18 protein-coding genes and 1 riboswitch are annotated in these 19,550 nt (G+C 39.3%); of the genes, 4 read left to right on the top strand and 14 right to left on the bottom strand.

Going from position 1 to position 19,550, the window contains the following annotated elements; translation table 11 throughout:
* Positions 1-4 precede the first annotated feature (4 nt).
* Both B7E07_RS03825 and B7E07_RS03820 read right to left on the bottom strand, forming a co-directional pair.
* Positions 5-1,018 carry a methionine ABC transporter ATP-binding protein gene (locus B7E07_RS03825; protein ID WP_080844146.1) on the bottom strand — a complete coding sequence of 338 codons (1,014 nt, stop codon included), beginning with the start codon at positions 1,016-1,018 and terminating at the stop codon, positions 5-7.
* A gap of 111 nt (positions 1,019-1,129) precedes the next feature.
* A complete protein-coding gene (locus tag B7E07_RS03820; protein ID WP_080844145.1) occupies positions 1,130-1,957 on the bottom strand; it encodes a MetQ/NlpA family ABC transporter substrate-binding protein in 828 nt (275 codons plus the stop codon).
* Between the two features lie 88 nt (positions 1,958-2,045).
* Positions 2,046-2,159: riboswitch (SAM riboswitch) on the bottom strand.
* A gap of 139 nt (positions 2,160-2,298) precedes the next feature.
* Here B7E07_RS03820 and B7E07_RS03815 point away from each other — a divergent pair.
* Positions 2,299-2,820 carry a PPC domain-containing DNA-binding protein gene (locus B7E07_RS03815; RefSeq protein ID WP_080844144.1) on the top strand — a complete coding sequence of 174 codons (522 nt, stop codon included), beginning with the start codon at positions 2,299-2,301 and terminating at the stop codon, positions 2,818-2,820.
* Between the two features lie 63 nt (positions 2,821-2,883).
* Here B7E07_RS03815 and B7E07_RS03810 read toward each other — a convergent pair whose 3' ends face one another.
* The 4 genes from B7E07_RS03810 to hemF all read right to left on the bottom strand — a co-directional run bounded on the left by B7E07_RS03810 (position 2,884) and on the right by hemF (position 6,185).
* A complete protein-coding gene (locus B7E07_RS03810; RefSeq protein WP_080844143.1) occupies positions 2,884-3,978 on the bottom strand; it encodes a mechanosensitive ion channel family protein in 1,095 nt (364 codons plus the stop codon).
* Positions 3,979-4,244: 266 nt separating this feature from the next.
* The gene (locus B7E07_RS03805; protein ID WP_176215108.1) at positions 4,245-4,712 is read right to left on the bottom strand and encodes a DUF2268 domain-containing putative Zn-dependent protease; all 468 of its coding nucleotides are present in this window, start codon (positions 4,710-4,712) and stop codon (positions 4,245-4,247) included.
* Complete coding sequence (locus tag B7E07_RS03800) at positions 4,699-5,229, bottom strand: hypothetical protein (protein ID WP_080844141.1); 531 nt, start codon at positions 5,227-5,229, stop codon at positions 4,699-4,701. The genes B7E07_RS03805 and B7E07_RS03800 overlap by 14 nt, the downstream gene beginning before the upstream one ends.
* A 5-nt stretch (positions 5,230-5,234) precedes the next feature.
* The gene (gene hemF / locus B7E07_RS03795) at positions 5,235-6,185 is read right to left on the bottom strand and encodes an oxygen-dependent coproporphyrinogen oxidase (RefSeq protein ID WP_257391391.1); all 951 of its coding nucleotides are present in this window, start codon (positions 6,183-6,185) and stop codon (positions 5,235-5,237) included.
* A 208-nt stretch (positions 6,186-6,393) separates the two neighbouring features.
* On the opposite strand from hemF, the gene B7E07_RS03790 reads away from it, so the two are divergent.
* Positions 6,394-6,870, top strand: coding sequence for a GNAT family N-acetyltransferase (locus tag B7E07_RS03790; RefSeq protein WP_080844140.1), 477 nt, complete (start codon positions 6,394-6,396; stop codon positions 6,868-6,870).
* Between the two features lie 45 nt (positions 6,871-6,915).
* Here B7E07_RS03790 and B7E07_RS03785 read toward each other — a convergent pair whose 3' ends face one another.
* A complete protein-coding gene (locus tag B7E07_RS03785) occupies positions 6,916-8,520 on the bottom strand; it encodes an ABC transporter permease (protein ID WP_139785566.1) in 1,605 nt (534 codons plus the stop codon).
* A gap of 1 nt (position 8,521) precedes the next feature.
* Positions 8,522-9,424: an ABC transporter ATP-binding protein gene (locus B7E07_RS03780; RefSeq protein WP_080844138.1), complete on the bottom strand. Its 903-nt coding sequence runs from the start codon at positions 9,422-9,424 to the stop codon at positions 8,522-8,524.
* A 155-nt stretch (positions 9,425-9,579) separates the two neighbouring features.
* Here B7E07_RS03780 and B7E07_RS03775 point away from each other — a divergent pair, with 155 nt between their 5' ends.
* Positions 9,580-10,179, top strand: a complete 600-nt coding sequence (locus tag B7E07_RS03775; RefSeq protein ID WP_080844137.1) for a TetR/AcrR family transcriptional regulator — start codon at positions 9,580-9,582, stop codon at positions 10,177-10,179.
* A gap of 462 nt (positions 10,180-10,641) precedes the next feature.
* Here B7E07_RS03775 and hflX read toward each other — a convergent pair whose 3' ends face one another.
* The 5 genes from hflX to B7E07_RS03750 form a co-directional block, all read right to left on the bottom strand.
* On the bottom strand, positions 10,642-11,898 hold the full coding sequence (gene hflX / locus B7E07_RS03770; protein ID WP_080844136.1) for a GTPase HflX: 1,257 nt from the start codon (positions 11,896-11,898) through the stop codon (positions 10,642-10,644).
* 468 nt (positions 11,899-12,366) lie between these two features.
* Positions 12,367-13,572 carry an MFS transporter gene (locus tag B7E07_RS03765; RefSeq protein WP_080844135.1) on the bottom strand — a complete coding sequence of 402 codons (1,206 nt, stop codon included), beginning with the start codon at positions 13,570-13,572 and terminating at the stop codon, positions 12,367-12,369.
* Positions 13,573-14,035: 463 nt separating this feature from the next.
* Entirely contained in the window at positions 14,036-14,377 is a 342-nt protein-coding gene (locus tag B7E07_RS03760) for a GIY-YIG nuclease family protein (RefSeq protein ID WP_080844134.1), read from the bottom strand.
* A gap of 21 nt (positions 14,378-14,398) precedes the next feature.
* Positions 14,399-15,154: a DUF2087 domain-containing protein gene (locus B7E07_RS03755; protein WP_080844133.1), complete on the bottom strand. Its 756-nt coding sequence runs from the start codon at positions 15,152-15,154 to the stop codon at positions 14,399-14,401.
* 448 nt (positions 15,155-15,602) lie between these two features.
* Complete coding sequence (locus tag B7E07_RS03750; RefSeq protein ID WP_080844132.1) at positions 15,603-17,027, bottom strand: YcdB/YcdC domain-containing protein; 1,425 nt, start codon at positions 17,025-17,027, stop codon at positions 15,603-15,605.
* Between the two features lie 250 nt (positions 17,028-17,277).
* Here B7E07_RS03750 and B7E07_RS03745 point away from each other — a divergent pair, with 250 nt between their 5' ends.
* Positions 17,278-18,648: an aldehyde dehydrogenase gene (locus tag B7E07_RS03745; RefSeq protein WP_080844131.1), complete on the top strand. Its 1,371-nt coding sequence runs from the start codon at positions 17,278-17,280 to the stop codon at positions 18,646-18,648.
* Between the two features lie 59 nt (positions 18,649-18,707).
* On the opposite strand, the gene B7E07_RS03740 is transcribed toward B7E07_RS03745, so the two are convergent.
* The gene (locus B7E07_RS03740) at positions 18,708-19,544 is read right to left on the bottom strand and encodes a manganese catalase (protein ID WP_080844130.1); all 837 of its coding nucleotides are present in this window, start codon (positions 19,542-19,544) and stop codon (positions 18,708-18,710) included.
* Positions 19,545-19,550 lie beyond the last annotated feature (6 nt).

Below are 19,550 nucleotides of genomic sequence, written 5' to 3'. Positions count from 1 at the left end.
TTGGTTATCCCTCCAACTCCTCTATATTTACCCCATGCTCTTCTAAAAAGGTAAGAGCGGCTGCTATATCCTGCTTTTCACCGAGCAAGTGGATACTGATATTCCCGACAATTCCGTTTTTCAGTTCAATGATATTGGCTGTTAGTATATTGGGCTTTACATTAAACTTTTGACTGACCAGCGCCAGCAGCGGCTCTCCTGTCGCTTCGCCTAAAAATGTGAGCCGGAGCACATTACCTGATAGCTTTAACTGCTGAATAAGCGTGGATGAAAGCTTTCGCTGTGCGATTGTGTTTAGAAACTTTTTTGTTGTTGGATATTGGGGCTTTGAAAACAATTCGATCGCTGTTCCTTGCTCAATAATGCTGCCCTGTTCCATCACGTACACATAATCACATATTTTTTGAATGACATTCATCTCATGTGTAATAAGCAGAATGGTAATGCCAAGCTCTTTGTTGATTTTTAAAAGCAGTTCCAAAATGGAATCTGTCGTTTCCGGGTCAAGAGCACTTGTTGCTTCATCACTCAGCAGCAGCTCTGGCTCCTGGGCAAGCGCTCTGGCTATGGCCACCCGCTGCTTTTGCCCTCCTGATAACTGACTTGGGTAAGCATTCACTTTATCTGCTAAACCCACAATCTCTAAATATTTTCTAACGCGATTGTCGACTTCTCTCTTCTGAATGCCGATTAATCTTAAAGGGATGGCAATATTGTCATAGACTGTTGCCGTTTTTAATAAATTGAATCCTTGAAAAATCATGCCGATTTTCTTTCTTTTTTCGCGAAGATTCTGTTCTGATAAGGAAGTAAGATCCTCTCCTCCAATAATGACCTTGCCCGAGGTCGGGTTTTCCAGCAGATTCACACAGCGAATTAATGTACTTTTTCCAGCACCGCTATAGCCGATGACTCCGTGGATTTCTCCTGTTTTCACTTCAATATTGGCATTCCGAACTGCTTCAATATTTCCTTTTTTTTCCGAAAAAGTTTTCGAAACATTCTCTAATACGATCATGCTGTGCCTCCTTCAATTCATCCCAGCTATTGGACTGTTTCTAAACGTTAAATCTGCTAGTGGTTACTCGCTTCCTTCAAGGGATAAAGTGAGCGCCACCTATCAAAGTCATTATTCATCCCAGCTCGGAATAACAGATCCTTGGAATTCATCTTCAATAAATTTCTTCACTTCTTCAGACTGATACGCATTTCTAAGCTTTTCAAGAACAGGATCGTTTTCATTTTCCGCACGGACAACGATGTAGTTAACATATGGAGAATTCGTTGACTCAAGGAGAATTGAATCTTCTTTTGGATTAAGTCCGGCTTCTAAAGCGAAATTCGTGTTAATGGCAGCAGCGTCCAGCTCACTTAATTGCTTTGGAATTTGAGCTGCATCCAGTTCAATAAACTCAAAATCTTTCGGATTCTCTTCTAGGTCATAAATAGAGGCTGTTTCTCTCTTCTCATCAATCAATTTAATAAGTCCAGCTTCTTCTAAGATAAACAATGCACGTGAACCGTTTGTCGGGTCATTCGGCAACCCAATCTTCGCTCCATTCGGCAGTTCTTCAATACTTCCAAATTGATCTGAATACACGGCCATTGGATTTAAAATCGTTTTTCCTACCTTTACTAGATCTGTATTATGATCCTCATTAAATTGATTTAAAAAAGGTTCGTGCTGATAACTGTTTACATCCAAGTCGCCTTCTGCAAGCGATGTATTAGGCAGAACATAATCTGTAAATACTTTTAATTCAAGCTCTAACCCATCCTCTGCTGCAACCTCTTTAACCTTTTCAACGATTTGTTCATGCGGCCCAGCTGTTACTCCAATTAATAGTTTTTCTTCACTAAGCGGCTCTGCCTCATCTCCAGAGGCACTGTCACTCCCACAGCCTGCTAAAAATCCAGTTAATAAAATTGATGATAAGATGATTGCCCATTTTTTCATGTTCGTTCCTCCTAAAGAAATTTTTTAAAATAAAAATGCCTCTCTTTCAAAAGAAAGAGAGGCATAAGCATACAGAGATACGCTTCCTCTCTTATCTTCCAAAACACAAACGTGTTTTGCAGGATTTAGCACCAATTCATTCTGTTGAATGAACGGTTGCCGAGCTTCACAGGGCCAGTCCCTCAGCTACTCTTGATAAGAGAACAATCAAGTATATTTAATTTTTGGTAACCTTATTGGTAAAATCTACATGAACCTTAAACGAATGTCAATATCTTTTTTTTCAAAAAATTTAAAATTAATATATACTAGTTAGAAATATATGCGAAAGGGAGAAAAGTATGACTCATACTGTACGTGCACATTTTGCTGAAGGTTTTGAGGGAAAAACGGTTGTGGCACGGCTGCTGCCTGGTACAGATTTAATCACAGGAATTGAAGAAGTCTGCAGAGCAAATCAGATGACATATGCTTCAATTAGCAGCTGTTTTGGCAGTTTTAAAAAAGCTGGTTACGTATACTTGGTGGAAAGGCCCGAATCAAATATCGGTGCTGGCTACGGTGATCTTATTAGCCGAAATGGTCCCATTGAATTTTTGAATGGGACGGGAATTGTCTGCCAGAGGGATGAACAATATGAAACTCATATACACGGGACCATGTGTGATCAGGAGGGCGCCGTTTTTGGCGGACATTTGCTCAAAAGGGAAAATGAAGTGATTACCGTTGATCTCGTTTTAAAGGAAATCAAGAATATGACTGTGTTGAGAAGGTTTGATTCTGAAACAGGCGGATATCAATTATACCCGATAGAAAAAGGGAAGACAGAGCCAGCCTTTCTGGAGATTAAATGTGAAGAATGAATTGTATAAATTCGTTTACGAACAGAAACAAAAAGCTGCCTTGACGGCAGCTTTTTTGTTAACTTATGACTCCTGGGGTGCCGGCAAACTGCCCTTTTCCTCATCTGGCTCGCTTGCATACAGCTTTCTGCTCGGCAATGCAATTGACACATCTTCACTTTCAAGAATCTCAATTAATCTAAAATTAATCTCTTCTTTTACGCGCAAATGCTCAGCCCAAGCGGTTGATTTTGTAAAGAAATAAAGGAAGATTTCATATCCGTTTTCCTGATATTTATCGAAGCGGACGAGGATTGAGTCAGGGTGCACTTCACTATGACCTTTAACCTCTTCTTCCATTTGCCGCACAACTTTTAATAGTTTTGCTTTTGGTGTTTCATAAGAAATTTTAATATTAAAGCTCACTTGCCTTTTTCCCATTTTACTCCAGTTTGTAATCGATTCATTTGCCAACGTATTATTTGGAACAGTTACAATCGCATCTGCAAATGTTCGGACCTTGGTGCTGCGGAAAGTAATGTCCTCTACGGTTCCTTCCACACTTGGTGTCATGATCCAGTCACCAATTGTAAACGGCTTTTCGGTAATAATGATAAAACCGCCGAACAGGTTTCCGATTGCATCCTTTGCAGCAAACGCAATTGCCACACCACCGAGACCAAGCCCAGCGATAAATCCTGTTACATCATATTCAAATTCCTGTGCAATAATGGTAATACTGATCGCAACAATTATGATTCGAATAGCTTTCGACATAAACGGAATTAAAATATCATCAATTTCTAATTTAAACCGGTTCTTTACTTTGGAAAAGAAAATCGATGATGCTGAAGCTAAGTTATATAATCCCCAAGTAATTAGGACGATTACTGAGGCAGAAATAAAGCTGTTAAACAAACCATCTGGCGCTGGCCGAAATGGAAAATATCTAGAGGCAATTTCAATTCCTATTATGATAAACAACCATTGCAGCGGCTTCTCAAACGACACAAAAATATGCCTTAACATATCGGTTGGCGCCTTATTACTCAAGCGAAGAATTAACGAGTAAATATATTTAGAAAATAACTTTCTAAATACTAAAAACAGCAGGAAAATCCCTACAGATATTCCTATTTGCGTCCACATTTCAACATCATAAAATAAAGCCCAATTCATCAAATACCTCCTAAACCTGTTTTCCTAAAATAGTATTCTAATTGCATACTATTCATTATTAGCAGCAATTTTTAATAACAATTATTAAATTCACCCTAGGAAACTAGTTCTTATGATAACATAGATGACGTCATCTTTTTAATAGGTTGCTTATAACAAAAAGGACATGATTTGGTATTTTACGTTACGTTGTTTCTAGTTTGAATCTGAACTTAAATGGTTATAAGAGAATATTTGAAAGTACACCACACTGTATGCATGATAGGTTATTCTCCCTCAAACAAACTCTCCGCTTTTGACTTTTTCACAATCTCTTCTGAATCCATATACGTCCACTCTTCAATAGTTAAGTCAGGAAATTCCTCTAGTAATTTCACCAGTATTTGATATCCCACCCTGTAGTTTGATAATTCGGGAAACCCCTCTTCAACACTGCCTAAATAAAGTGTTTCAAGATCTTCATCTCTAAAAGGTGTCTTACTTTTCTTTTCAATAAATCCCCAAACCTTTGCACCTGTTTCTGGACTTAAAGGTTCCAGCCAATAGGATTCATATTGAGGATATAGCGTTTTAGCAAATGCCTCAGCTTTCCCTTCAATCAAAACCCAGTCTAATAATGTCTGCTTATTCTCCTGAAAGAAACCACTCGCTAATAGAACACTGTGATGGTATTCATGAACAACCGTTGCCTTTAAACTCTCCTCGGTATAGTTGAAAGGGTCAATAAACAGCACAATCCCCCCCCGTTTCCCCCGCCGTAAAACCGCTGACTCCTTCTGTCGCCTGAGAACCATATACATTGTCAGGATTAAAGGGAACAATGTAAAGTTTATAGTTCTCTCCTCTTAACATGGAGGCTGCATCAGATAAACCGCTCTCAATGATACTCTTAATAGCCGGGTACTCCCCGCTCAGTTCAATAAGTGAATCTTGAAGTTTTTGAAGATTTGTTGGAGTGCTTAGCTGCGGGTCATTATACAAGCCATAACTATTTCCATAGATTTCTTCACTTAATGGCTTTACAACTATATCAGAAAAACGTTTAATGGCTTCATGTTCATCTACATATTCACTATTAGTAAAACTTGTATACTCGTTAAAAAAAGGAATGACCTCAAAGCTTTGTTCATTAATGGTAAATGTTTCAGCTGACTGCTTGCTAAACTCTTCTTTTTCAACAAGATCATCGACATTCTTTGAGCAGCCTGCAAGAATAAGAGAAAGCATCAAAATGAATCCTATTTTCTTCATATGAATCACCTATTCTTAATGAATTGCTTGTCTTTGATCCAATCCATCTCCTTTTTCAGCATACTCAAGGTATACGCCTCCATACTGCCCGGCTGTACTTGATAATTGTAGAGCCATTTCGCTTGAGGTGGCAGGCTCATAAAGATTGATTCTATTCTCCCATTCGTGTCGAGGCCAAATTTTGTTCCGCGGTCGTAAAGGAGATTGAACTCCGCATATCTGCTTCTTCGCACATACTGCCATTCCTTTTCCCTTTCACCATGTACTCTATTTTTATTTTCCTCTACAAGCTGACTGTAAATGGGAACAAAGGAGTCTCCCACATCTTTTACAAAATCAAAAAGCTTTTCAATTGAGGTGTTCTCATCTACTCTTAATCGATCAAAGAAAATTCCTCCGATTCCCCGTGTTTCTTGTCGATGCTTTATATAAAAATAACGGTCGGCCCATTCTTTGAATGCCGGGTAATAGTTTGAATCATGTTGATCACATACACGCTTTATGCTCCGATGAAAAAAATCTGCCTGCTGTTCGTCAACATAAATAGGCGTTAGATCCATTCCGCCCCCAAACCATTTATCCCCATTTGACATTTCAAAATAACGGACATTCATATGAATAATCGGTACAAAGGGATTGGCAGGATGCATTATAATCGACACACCCGTCGCTAAAAATTCATGACCACTAGGTAATTTAAGCCCTGCAGACATGGTCGCAGGAAGCTCTCCATAAACATGTGAAAAGTTCACGCCACCCTTTTCAAACACATGTCCATTTTCAATGACTCTAGCTCTACCGCCGCCTCCGCCTGGGCGATCCCATTGATCTTCATGAAAAAGCGCATTTCCATCCAATAACTCTATCTTTTGGCAAATCTCATTCTGAAGATTTTTAAAGGTTTGCAGAATGATCTCCTTATCTACAGTTGCAGAAGCTTGAATTAGATTATTCAATTCCTTACCCCCCGTTATTTTTTCACTATTCTTACAAATAATAGTATAGTTTTTGTAACTTTTTGTAAACTTTCAAACAAGGTTCTATTTACTACACTTTACATCTATAGTAAAGTTATTTTAAATTTTATCTGAAGGTTTAGCGGGAGTGTGCGAAACAGCAAAGCTTGGGCTTTGAGAGCACAATAAATTTAAGGAGAAAAACAACATGATCATAAGGGAATTAGAAAAGAAGGATAATAAGGTCATAGAAGCAATTATAAAAGAATCATTAGAGTCCGTTCGGTTAAACATAAAAGGTACAGCCTACTTTGATCCGCAATTAGGGACACTTTTTGAACATTATCAATCACTAGATAATTCTCAGTACTGGGTAGCAGAGCTTAATCATGAAGTGGTTGGAGGGATCGGAATCGGGGTTTTTGATGCGGAAAAAAGAATATGCGAATTGCAAAAGCTTTATTTAAAAGACAATGTGCAAGGAAAAGGATATGCCAATCTGCTAATGAAAACCGCCTTAGCCTACGCATCTCAGCATTATCATTCCTGCTATCTTGAGACGCGCCATGAACTGAAGGCGGCGGGTGGTTTGTATCAGAAATATGGATTTAAGCTATTATCTGAACCAATACTGGGATCAGAACATTCGGCAATGGACGCCTGGTATTTAAAAGAACTGAAATAACGGCTTTCTGGTGTATTGATATGTTGTATTAGATTTCCAGCTTTCTTAGCCAGAAATATCACGTCTGCTATATAAGAAAGAACCTGCAATCATAATCAATGCAGCGATTATGGTCATCATGGTCGCTGCTGAATAATTAATATTTTCTACAGGGATTTTCGGAATATATCCGTAAGGCGAGAGCTTGCTCATCCAGTCAGGAAACTGCAATAAGTTTCCTAAATACACAACAACAAAAGAATAGAGCAAGTAAATCCATATTAAAGCCCCATATTTTGAACTGATTCCCACTAATAAAATCGAAATGCTGGTCATTACAAATAAAGCGGGCAGAAAAGCGAATGCTCCTTTTAGAACCTGGCTCAATTGAAAGGGTTCTACCATCACAGCAGCTGCAGCAGACCAAAGTCCAATTGCCATAGCAGACAGCATAAAAAATGCTGAAATAAGGGCCAAAATGATGTAGCTCCACAAATAGCGATTCCGGGAAATAGACAAACTGTATATACTTTCTGCCCTGCCACTTTTTTCTTCCCCAGCCAATTTCAGTATAGACATCAACACCGGAATGGTTCCAATCATCGCCATAACGGATAGCAGCATCGGCAAAAATTGCTCTGTCAATGTATAGCCTTCAATAGGCACCAGCATATTCTTCATCAAGTCTACATCTTGAAAAAAGGACTCTAAATCTCCTAGAACAGCTCCATATGATATCCCAAGAATGAACATCCCTCCTATCCAGCAGATGAAACCTGTTCGCTGCAGTCTAAAAGTTAAACCCAGGGAACTGAGTAAAAGTTTATTCGCCTTTTCCCGCCCTTTTTTAGCAGGTAAGAAACCCGTACCCAGGTCTCTAATGAACTGCAGATAAAATGCGGCAGCTCCAAGGATTAGTCCAATGCCGGCTGCTGCACAAAGTGGCAGCCAGTCATTCTCTACAAAAACCTTTGTTCCGGTCACATAACCAAAAGGTGAAAACCATGAAAGAACAGATAGATCAATATCTCCAATAGCACGAATCAAATAAAAAATGCCAAGTGCAGAAAAAGAAAGGCCCAACGCACTTCTTGCATTCTGTGTGAGCTGATTAAAAATGGCGGTAAGCATAGCAAACATGAAGCCTCCTGCACCAATAGCAGTTCCATAGAGCACAGAGCCTTCTAAATCCATACTCTCAATTTTCATAACCGCTAATCCGAACCCAATAATCAGAGCCAGCACTATATTCACAAGAAGGAGGACAATAAAGGAAGCAGAACTATTTGCTAATCTGCCTACCTGAAATGAACGGATTAGCTCTAGTCTTCCTTCTTCCTCATCTGCACGTAAATGTCTTGTCACAAGCAGAATGGACATAATGGCAGCAGCAATAGATGTAAATAGCAGCATTTGGTGAGCCATCATGGCGCCAGGTGTATAATCATCCAGACCATAGCCTGGCCCCACCATTGCAATAATAGCAGGATTATTCATGGTGGCTGCAATACTTTGCCTCTCCTCTGCTGTTTGATACAAATCAGGAAAAACAGCAGCAACCGAATAGGTGAAAAATAAAATTCCCATGATCCAAATCGGAATGACAAAACGGTCCCGCTTTAAAAGGAACAAAACAAGCTGCCCTGTATGCTGAAACAGTCGATTTTTCACCTTATTTCCCCCTTGACTGAGAAGGCTGAGTTTCATAATGCCGCATAAACAAATCCTCTAAAGTCGGAGGGGCACTTTCAATTCGGATCACACCAAACCTGCTGACATATTCCATAATGCTTCCGATCTCTTCGGAATCTGCTTGAAACTGCACAGTGTTTCCGTTCCATTCACTTCCATGCACTCCTTTTAACATTTCAAGTTCACCCATTTTTTCAGCCGTTTCAACCAGCAGACTTGTTCGAGTTAAATGCCGAAGTTCTTTTAAGGTTCCCGTTTCAATCATCGTGCCCTCGCGAATAATTCCGACTCGGTCACAAAGTTTTTCTACCTCCGATAAAATATGACTGGACAGGATGACACTTCCTCCAGCTTCTTTCACATCCATAACACACTCCTGAAAGACCTTTTCCATCAGAGGATCCAGTCCTGATGTAGGTTCATCTAGAATATATAGATCAGCTTCCGCTGAAAAGGCCGAAACAAGTGCTACCTTTTGCCGGTTTCCTTTTGAGTATGTCCGGCATTTCTTCGTAGGATCTAATTGAAATCTTTCAATCATTTCATCTCTTTTACTGTTCTTTTCTCTTCCTCGAAGCTTTAAAAATAAGTCAATTACTTCTCCGCCTGTTAGATTGGGCCAGAGGTTTACATCTCCCGGAACATATGCTAATCGCTTGTGGATTTCTACGGCATCTCTCCATGCATCCATTCCAAAAATCGCCGCATCTCCAGAACTGGCTTTTAACAAACCTAACAAAATGCGGATGGTCGTGGATTTCCCTGCACCATTTGGCCCGATAAAGCCATAAACCTCTCCTTTATCCACAGATAGATCTACACCAGATAATGCTGAAAATGAACCAAATTTTTTTGTCAGATTCCTTGTTTCTACAACTGCCATGTTTCTCCACCTCACCTATTCAAAGTTAAAGTTTTGAAATATTTATATCTATATATTTCATAATATATAAAACTGTAATATTTTACAACAAGTTATGAACTATTCTATTTGTTTTATTTCAAAATTTTTATTACACTAAAACAGAGGTGAAAGAAATGGATGGGTTTACTCGCCGTAAAGAACTGAAGAAACAAAATATCTTAGAGGCTGCTTTAGCCTTATTTATTGAATATGGTACCGAAAAGGTATCAATATCTAAGATTGCACAAAAAGCAAATGTCTCTCAAGTAACGATCTATAATTATTTCGAAAGCAAACATAATCTAATACAAGAAGTAATCATTTTTTATGTAGACCAAATTTCTGATCATTTTGATGAAATTATCTATGGCAATGCACCCTTTCCTAAAAAGATTCATCAAATTATTTTTAATAAAAGTGAACAAGCCAATGAGATTCATGAAGATTTCTATCAATATCTAATGAAAGAGCATGCTTCTGGAGTAAGTTATCTCGAAAAGGTATATGCCGAAAAGTCATTGAAAGGCTTCATTCACTTATTCGAAGAAGGACGGCAAAAAGGATATATTGATCCTTCTATTTCAAATGAATCTATATTGGCCTTTATCCACATTATGAAGGAAGGCATGAAAAAAGGAGAAATCTCTAACAAAATTCTTCCGTTCGCAGAAGAAATCACTAAACTGATGTTTTATGGGATTTTGGGGAAACAGCGAACAGACCAAAACGAATAACCACGGACCGCGGATCCATATTGGATTCGCAGTTCGTGGTTATTTTGGCTGTTTTGTTTTTTAATCTGCTATCATGAGCAGAGCTTTTTTGAGTTAGTCAACTTGCGATCGATTAGGGTTGGCCCTTATCTTCGTCACTCTTTTTCAAGACTGACGGGCAGGGTTCCTGCCTCTTTAAACATTAAACCATAAAGGTGCGGAGCAGGATCTCTATCAACAATGATTTTTTTATTCCGAAAATTTACCCACATGGCAAAATTCACAATCAACAGAACTTACCCACATCTTATTCACAATTAACCTTACTTATCAACAGAACTATCCCCATACACTAGAGTGTTATTCTCTAAGAGCCTGTTGATAATTCGGGTTTTATCCACATTATCAACATAATACTTTACGGGGAACTTGTGGATAAACCAGAAACACGCCCACTTACCCACAACTTACACCCTGTTATTCTTAAATCACATATTGACTGTATTTCTCAGCATCACTATTTTTACAAATGACATGCAGAATTGTGCCTTTTTCATCATATTCTGTTGATATTACATCGGCATTGTTGTTGAAATATGATACAATTTCGCCGTCTGTATAAGGGATAAGCATTTTTTGCTGTGAATAATCGTTTAGAATTTCTGTGCTGATTTTATTCGTTAATTCCTCTAGACCCTGCCTCTTTTTAGCAGACAGATAGACTCTGCTATTGCTGACAGAAGGGGATTCCATATCTGTTAAGTCGACTTTATTGTAGGCATAAATCATAGGTATACCCTTTACCCCAATTTCATGCAATACTTTTTCGGTTAACAATTTATGCTGTTCAAGGTTCGGATCTGATGCATCAAGAACATGGATAAGCAGGTCTGCTTCTGTCACTTCCTCCAGTGTTGATCGAAATGCCCTGACGAGATGATGCGGAAGCTTGTGAATAAATCCAACTGTATCTGTTAATAAGAAGACACGATTATTCTCGAGCTCGAGTCTGCGCACAGCCGTTTCCAGTGTGGCAAAGAGCATATCCTTTTCAAACACAAGCTTTTCATCTTTGTCGCCATATTTTTCAAGCATTGCATTCATCAGCGTAGATTTGCCTGCATTTGTGTAGCCAACAAGAGCCGCAACAGGCACGTCTTTTTTATTCCGCTGTTTTCTTTGCGTTTTTCTTTGCAGCGTTAATTGTTCCAGTTCTGTGGATAACTTGCTGATCTTTTCTTCAATTTTTCGGCGATCTAATTCTAGCTTGGTTTCACCCGCACCTCTATTTTTTAATCCGGAGCCGCCGCCTTGACGACCTAAATCTTCACGAGTGCCAATCAGCCTGGGAAGCAAATATTTAAGCCGAGCCATTTCAACCTGCAGCTGTGCCTCTCTTGTTTTCGCTCTGCTTGCAAAAATATTTAAAATAAGTGTCGTTCTGTCGATTACTTCGCACTTTAGCTCTTCTTCAAGATTGCGGATCTGCGATGGTGAGAGCTCATCATCAAACACGACAAGCTCGGAATCCTCGTGTTCAATCAGCATTCGCAGCTCCTCCACCTTGCCAGGTCCCATATAGTAGCCTTTATGAATATGCTTTACATTTTGCGTAAGAGCACCAGCCACCTCTAAATCGCATGCTTCAGCTAAATTGGCAAGCTCCTCCATCGAACTTTTGAAGTCTTCCTGCTGATTGTTGCTTACATTTACTCCAGCTAATATGACTTTTGTCTTCATAAAATGATGCCTCCCTTTAATTGTAAACTTCCTGCCTGCACAGCGTAATCGGGAGTAGTCTTTTTAAAATAAAGGAAATAGAGATAAATTAAAATTGCCGACTGGCACGCCTAAAAAGGTGATGCCAGAGGCTTAACTGCATTTATACTTTCATTTGAAGTCGGAGCTGAATAGAATTTTCCTTTGCGCTCATTTAGACTTTCTGAAGGTATAAAAAAAGACAGCAAAAAAGAGAGAACGAATTCATCCCCTCTTCTTTGCCGTTATATGCAAATGTAACTTCCTCTAATGAAGGCAGACTAATCCCGTTTTCACCCTGCAAGGCGCAGAGTTTTGACCATATTCAGTTACTGGTTCAAAGTGGGAAAACGTAGTCTGATTGATTGCATTAGTGGAAGCCTCCGTTCATTTAAGTTAGCAACATCATATCATTCACTGGAATATAAAGCAAGGTGACATTAGCCTAATTTATGACTGCTGAAGCTTAACTGCAGCATTTTTTTGTTTCAGTTTCTTCTGCCAGATCATGGTCACCGTCATTGTAACAGAAAGGAATACAAGTCCTAGAATAAATGGATAAATAATATTCACATCATAAAGCATTCCGGCAATCGTTGGCCCTAAAATATTTCCGATACTCATATAAGAGTTATTCATGCCCATCGCAAAACCTTGTTCATTGCCCGCTAATTTTGAAATAAGCGTGTTTAATACCGGGCGGAGAATCGATGTAGCTAAAAAGATTAATAATGTGATGGCAAAGAAAACAGCATAGCTTGAAGCAAATAACGTTAATAAGAAACCAAAAGCTGCAACGCCTAAAAAGATGTTTAGTACTTTACCTTCTCCAATTTTTGAAACAAGACGATCAACAATAAACAATTGAACAACCACACTAATAATACCAGTGGCTGTAATCATAAGAGCAATATCCTGAGGTGAGGCACCAAATTGATTATCTACAAAAAGTCCCAATACGGATTCATAAGCCATTAAGCCGAAGCTCATCACAAGCGTAATAATAAGCGGGACAAAATAAGGCATTTTTACAGAGCGAACCATTTTACTGGCCATTGATTCTTCCTGTACATTTTGTGCAGCTGCTGCGGCCTGCTCAGACATACTTTCTTTTAATACAATAACAGAGAAAACAACAGCAACAAGAGAGACAAGGGCAGAAACAAGGAAAGGTACCTTTAATCCATACTCCGCTAAAAATCCGCCGACACCAGGACCGATTACAATCCCTAAGGACATAGCTGCAGATACAAGGCTATTTCCTTTTGCCCGCTGATCCATTGTTGTAATATCAGCAACATAAGCAAAGATTGCTGGAATCATCAGAGCTGCACCAACTCCTCCAATTACGCGGGAGACATACAGTAGATAAATGGAGTCAACAGCATAAAAAACAAACATGGATGCGGTTAAACCAGATAAGCCAAAAATAATCATTTTCCTGCGGCCGTATTGATCGGTCCATTTCCCTGCAATAGGAGACATGATCAGCTGTGCACCAGCGAAAATCGCAATCATGAGCCCAGCTGCAGTTCCCCCCTGATTAATTGATTCTAGATATTGAGGGAGGATCGGAATGACAATCCCAAAGCTTCCTATGGCAATAAACATATTAACCATTAAAATCGTTAATTTCTTCCTTTGATCAGGAGACATCGTAAAACCCCGCTTTCATACTGTATAGTTGATAAAATTTATTAAATACGAAAAATAAAAGATCCTATCCGTCAATAATGGGATAGGATCCAGTCGAACCGTAGAAAAAGGCATAGTGCTGTCACACTAAGCATGAATGATCATTTTCTATCCAATTTTAGACTAATCCTATTTAAAAGAGTTCTTCAAAAAACGAAAATTTATTAAAAACAGGATTAGCAGATCATTTTTCTATGGTCACCTCTTCAAATTTTATCTTTAAATCTTACATGTTTTTTTTCAGTTAATCAAGTTAATTTTGTTAATAATTTAGGACCCATTTTCATATTCGGCTTCAGTGGATCTTCTTGTATTCGGGAACAATCTGACCATTTTCCTTCTCTCAGATAAGAAAAAAGTGGCATCTGCGGATCTCAACACAGCACCTTCCCTGTTTTCCGACCCATTTTTACTTTAAACAATCTTAGTTATACCCATTTTCTCCAAAAGGCATAAGCTCATCCAGCCATTTTTGTTCTAATTTTTCAAGTTCCTTTTTGCTGTCAAAATAGCCTTGTTCAGGCTGTTTTAACACTTCTGCAACTTCTATTTGAAACGAATCGCTTCCCATTCGGCTCCAATCCTCCTGCAGAGCTTTATGAAAACTTGTTCCATTATTTAGTGTAAATTTAACTCCATTAAGGGTTTTTAGATTAGGAGTGCTTCCAATAAAGATACGCCCATTTTCTTTATTCGTAATTTTATAAACACCAGCTTCCACTTTTGTTTCCTTATATAATTGCTTTAATTCTTTTTTTCGTTCCAATTTATTAACCCTGCCTCTCGGTTATTTTTTCAGCCAATACGCACTGCCGTCTTTTTCACGTGCAAGAAATCCATACTCTATTAAATACCGTCTCAGCAATACATAATCATCAAACACGCCAGCTAATACTGTGTTCATTTCTTTTTCATCATACTTTTTCTCTGAGCTGATTCTTTCTGCTGCGGCTCTTAAGATAATGAGCCTTTGCTTTTCTTTTGGAGGAAAGGATGCCAGTTTCCCTTCCACTCCTTGGGGAAAATACTTATTCAGTATCTTTATACTCTCTTCTTCTGTCACATTGTATCGGTCATCAATCATTCGGGCTTGCGGATGGATTGGGATAAAAGCCGTCTCATCATGGTCATGTTCCTTCAGCAGCTCCATCAGTGTTAAAAACAGCTTCGCCTGGCGCTCCTTTTCTTTCAGAACAAACCGATGATTTCGTATCGTCGAGGCACTGCCAATCCCCATTTCCTCGCGAATTTCCCCATCACTTTTTCCCTCATAAAACAAGCGCAGCAGCCGGTTTTGATGTTCCGTTAAACCTGTCAGCTTCTTATCTAATCCCATCAAGTGATGAAAAACAGACTGGTGCTCCTCTTTTAGATGAAGCTGCATAAATTTTTCCGCTTCATAAAAGACGCCCTGCTGTTCATACACAATTCCTCTTTCTGATGATCTGCCGCATAATAAGCAAACAAAATGCTGCCCTTTCTCTGTATAACCTTTTTTCAATTCCTCTATGGTTGCACCCCAGAACAATTCCTCTACTTTCATTTATAGACACCTCTTGGATCTGTTTGTTTATTTATAGATATTATAAAATTATGTTTGCTAATTGTCAACAAACAGAGCTGAATATGGTTTAGAAATCACTGAGGTGAGAAACGAAGCCTTCCTGAATTTTAAACCAGCTGGGACAAGACGAAAATAATAATTCTAAAACATGAATATTCAATGTCATGGCTTAAGTATATGAACAAGCCTGTTCCACCTGCGCTGCGGACTCTCGCTTTCCGCGGGAAGGAAGCTGATCCTCCTCGAAGCAAAGCTCCTGCAGGGTCTCATTGCCCGCAGGAGTAGAGTGTCCTCCGCTCCATTTCACTCTTGTTAAAATAAGATATTTTATAATTATAAATAAAAAACCGAATGACTAGAAAGATGATCTTCCTAACCATTCGGTTCTATGGCCGTGTTACATACTGATGTCCCAGCCTCATATTTCCTATTCAAATTCTTCCATGCAGGATGTATCGATAATCCAGGGTTCTCCACTGGTTGCATTGATGCAGCGGATATGACCTTTTGTTTGTGGAAAAGAAGGGACAAAAGCTAATGAATACATGCCGTTTTCCAGATCTTTTACCCATGACAGCTCCATGGACAGACCCTTTTTATACGGTTCCGCTGCTTCTTCAACTGAAATCGACCGCTGGATATTAAGCATGCTTAAATCTGTAAATATAGCCTGATCGGTTTCGACTCTAAGCAGGGCAGCCGTCTTGGCACTAATTTCAATAGCAATCATTGCATTCTGAACTTTAATGCCTTGTTCAAAGCGGTGATAACAAAAACGATAAGCATATTTTTCTGCATGTTCTTGATTAATATAATGATGCAATTCGGGATCACCTTGAAGTAATTGAAACGTATTCGCATTTTTTGTATATTCTCCAGCTATCACTTCATTCGCTTTTTCCAGTGCTTGTTCTGCTGTAATCGCCGTTTCATTTGAGCTATTATTTTCACTTAATAAACGCAGCAATCCTCCATCCTGATTAAAGAGCATTTTAACCGTATTCGGAATCGCTAATTGGATTTCCGCCAGTTCCGCATCCTCAACAGCAAGCTCTTCCTTGGTCTTCTCACTCCAAACCTCAATACGGCCTTTTTTTGTTTTACGCTCGTATATTTTCATATGATCTTCCGTTAATCCCGCAAGTGTATATAAATCAGCAGGATTTGGCAGATGAACCTCTCCAGCATACTGCTGTTGTTCAACTCCGAACATTTCAATTGTCTGCAGCTTTCCGTCAGCTCCTACCTCCATCACATAATCTTCTATTTCGTAAACAAAATAATGGCGGTTATCTCCGTTCACATATGTTTCTTTATCATATTTAGCGACTACAGGCACTAACCGAAGCTCTTTCAAAAATATATTCTTTGCTTTTGCAGCTGTAATACAACTGCCCGGATAAATAACTTCTACCTTATGATAATCTCTTTCCACATGACTGATGATTCCATTTGGCATAATTGAAAAGCTTACGCCGGAATTAGGAAGCTCAAGCCCAAACTTTTTGTCTTTCTGATTAAAGACAATCATCGTGAAATCTCCCATATCAATTAGAGCAGATAAACAGAGGCTATCACTGAAGTTCTGTGGGAAAAATTCATCAATAAAGGTATACGCTTTATTAATCAGTGCATCTCTGTTTAGTGGTCCCGCTTGAGATTCTTCATCATTATAGATAGAAAAGTTAGCCAGACCTTCTTCATCAAAATTTGCTGAAGCAATCACCTCATCTTCCTCACGATCGATAAAGTCGAAGGAATGACGATCGCCCTCTGCCGGGAAAACATCAATTTCCAAAACATCAAAACCATATATGTATGTTTTTAATTTGTCTAACACTGTTTTGTTCACTGTATGGGCCCCTCTATAAAGAAAAATGGTTAGTTGAATTTTACCATAAACAATTCTTAGAAGTTAACTATTCCAAGCATAATCTGATGTTCACTCTGAAAGTACACAAAAATCTCACAAATGAGAATCATCGCAGGTGCTCAATTCATGAGCTCACTTATATTACATGATATGATATAGACAACTTACTATTGCTAAAAGGCAAATGAAATATTCAATTTACTCTCCAAAAAGAAGGAGTGCGGAATAGTTGGAAAACTACAAGGCATTACGGCACAAGCAACAAGAATATTTTCGAAGCAATCAAACCAAAAGCATTTCTTTTCGGTTAGAAGCATTGGATCAGTTGCGCTCTATTATCAAAGACCAGGAGCAAGAGATTATAGAAGCACTTCGCAAAGACTTAAACAAGTCAGAATTTGAAGCATATACAACGGAAATTGGTATTCTATTAGAGGAAATTAAGTTTACAAAAAAGCATTTACACAAATGGGCAAAACCTCGAAAAGTGAAAACAGCTTTAAGCCATACAGGAACAAAAGGCTATATTTATCCGCAGCCATATGGAAGCGCATTAATTATCGCACCTTGGAATTACCCGTTCCAGCTGGCGATCGCTCCATTAATAGGCGCAATCAGTGCTGGAAATTGTGCGGTTATTAAGCCATCTGAGCTTACGCCAACCGTGTCTGCTCTCATTAAGAAGATGATAGAATCTGTATTTCCAGAAGAGTACATTGCAGTCGTGGAAGGTGCCGTTGAAACCAGCCAAACCTTGTTGAACGAGCCCTTTGACTATTTATTCTTCACGGGGAGTGTACCTGTTGGAAAGATTGTGATGGAAGCTGCCTCGAAGCATCTGACTCCTCTTACCCTTGAGCTTGGCGGAAAAAGCCCTGCCATCGTTCACCATGATGCAGACTTAAAGCTTGCAGCTAAGCGCATTGCCTGGGGCAAATTTATCAATGCAGGTCAAACGTGCATTGCACCAGATTATGTTTATGTACATGAAAAAGTAAAAGATTCCTTTTTAGTGTGCCTAAAAGATGCCATTGCCGATCTATATGGCAAAGAGCCGCTCGAAAATCGGGACTATACCCGCATCGTCAGTGAAAAGCACTTTAATCGCCTTGAAGACTTTCTGACAAGCGGCCAAATTGCATACGGTGGGAAAACAAATAAAGAAAAACTCTCCATTGAACCAACTGTCATCACAGATGTAAATTGGGAATCCTCTATTATGGAGGATGAAATTTTTGGTCCGCTCCTTCCTATTATGGAATATAAGGACATTGATGATGTAATAGCTGGTGTTTTAAACTTTCCAAACCCGCTTGCGCTCTATTTATTTACAAGTGATAAACAGATCGAACATCATATTCTTGAAAGCATTTCATTTGGCGGCGGCTGCATTAATGACACGCTATATCATTTAGCCACTCCCCACCTGCCTTTTGGCGGTGTCGGAACAAGCGGCATGGGTTCCTATCATGGCAAAAGCAGCTTTGATGCCTTCTCTCATGAAAAAAGTGTCCTCAAACAGTCTACGGTTTTTGATATGCCATTTCGCTATCCAAACAGCAAAGATGGGTTGAAATGGATCCGGAGATTTTTGGGTTAGACCCTACCAGCGATTAAAATAAAGACTATCGAACAGAAGCTCGATAGTCTTTTATTTTTCTATTGCATTGGAGGCGGTGATCCAGGAAGTGTTCCATGTACATATACTGGTGCAGGAGCAAGATTCGGGATTTGACCCATAGCCTCTGGATTTTCAATATATTCAAATTGACCCTTTCCATCCATACTTGCACCAGATGCCCAGCGGCCAGCAGCGCTTTCTGTTCCTTTTGAATAATTCATAAATGAGTAAGAAACTTCTTGTTTTTCATTTTCTCTGTTGAATGTTGCAGGTACAACTAAACCTTCTTTTTGCTCAATTTCCGCAATAGCAGCTAGCCACTGATTTTGATGCATCGTATCTCTGGCAATCATGAATGAGAGCATATCTCTAACACCAGGATCATCAGTCATTTCGTAAAGCCGCACTGCCTGCAATCTCCCTTGTGATTCTGCATTTAAATTGGCACGAAAGTCCGCGAGCAAATTTCCGCTGGCTATTGTATAGCGTGAATTCCAAGGGTAGCCTGTACTATCATCAGGCTTGGCTCCAAGTCCGCCGACAATTACATGCTGCGGATTCATTCCGCCCATTGCTGCATGGATAATAGGATCTTTGGCTGCTGCCTCCTGTTCCTTAACAGGGGCACCATCAAGAAGCTGAGCAATCATCGTAGCCAGCATTTCAACATGGGCAATTTCTTCTGTTCCAATATCCAACAGCATATCACGGTACTTTTTCTCTGCTCGGCAATTCCATCCCTGAAACAAATACTGAACCATTACACTCATCTCACCATACTGGCCCCCGAGTATTTCCTGAAGCTTCTTTGCATAAACAGGATCCGGACGTTCTGGCTTTGCATTATACTGAAGCTCTTTAATATGATAGAACATTGGCTG

Source organism: Cytobacillus gottheilii, from assembly GCF_900166665.1.
GTDB classification, from domain to species: domain Bacteria; phylum Bacillota; class Bacilli; order Bacillales; family Cytobacillaceae; genus Cytobacillus; species Cytobacillus gottheilii_A.
This window is presented reverse-complemented; position numbering and strand designations above follow the sequence as displayed.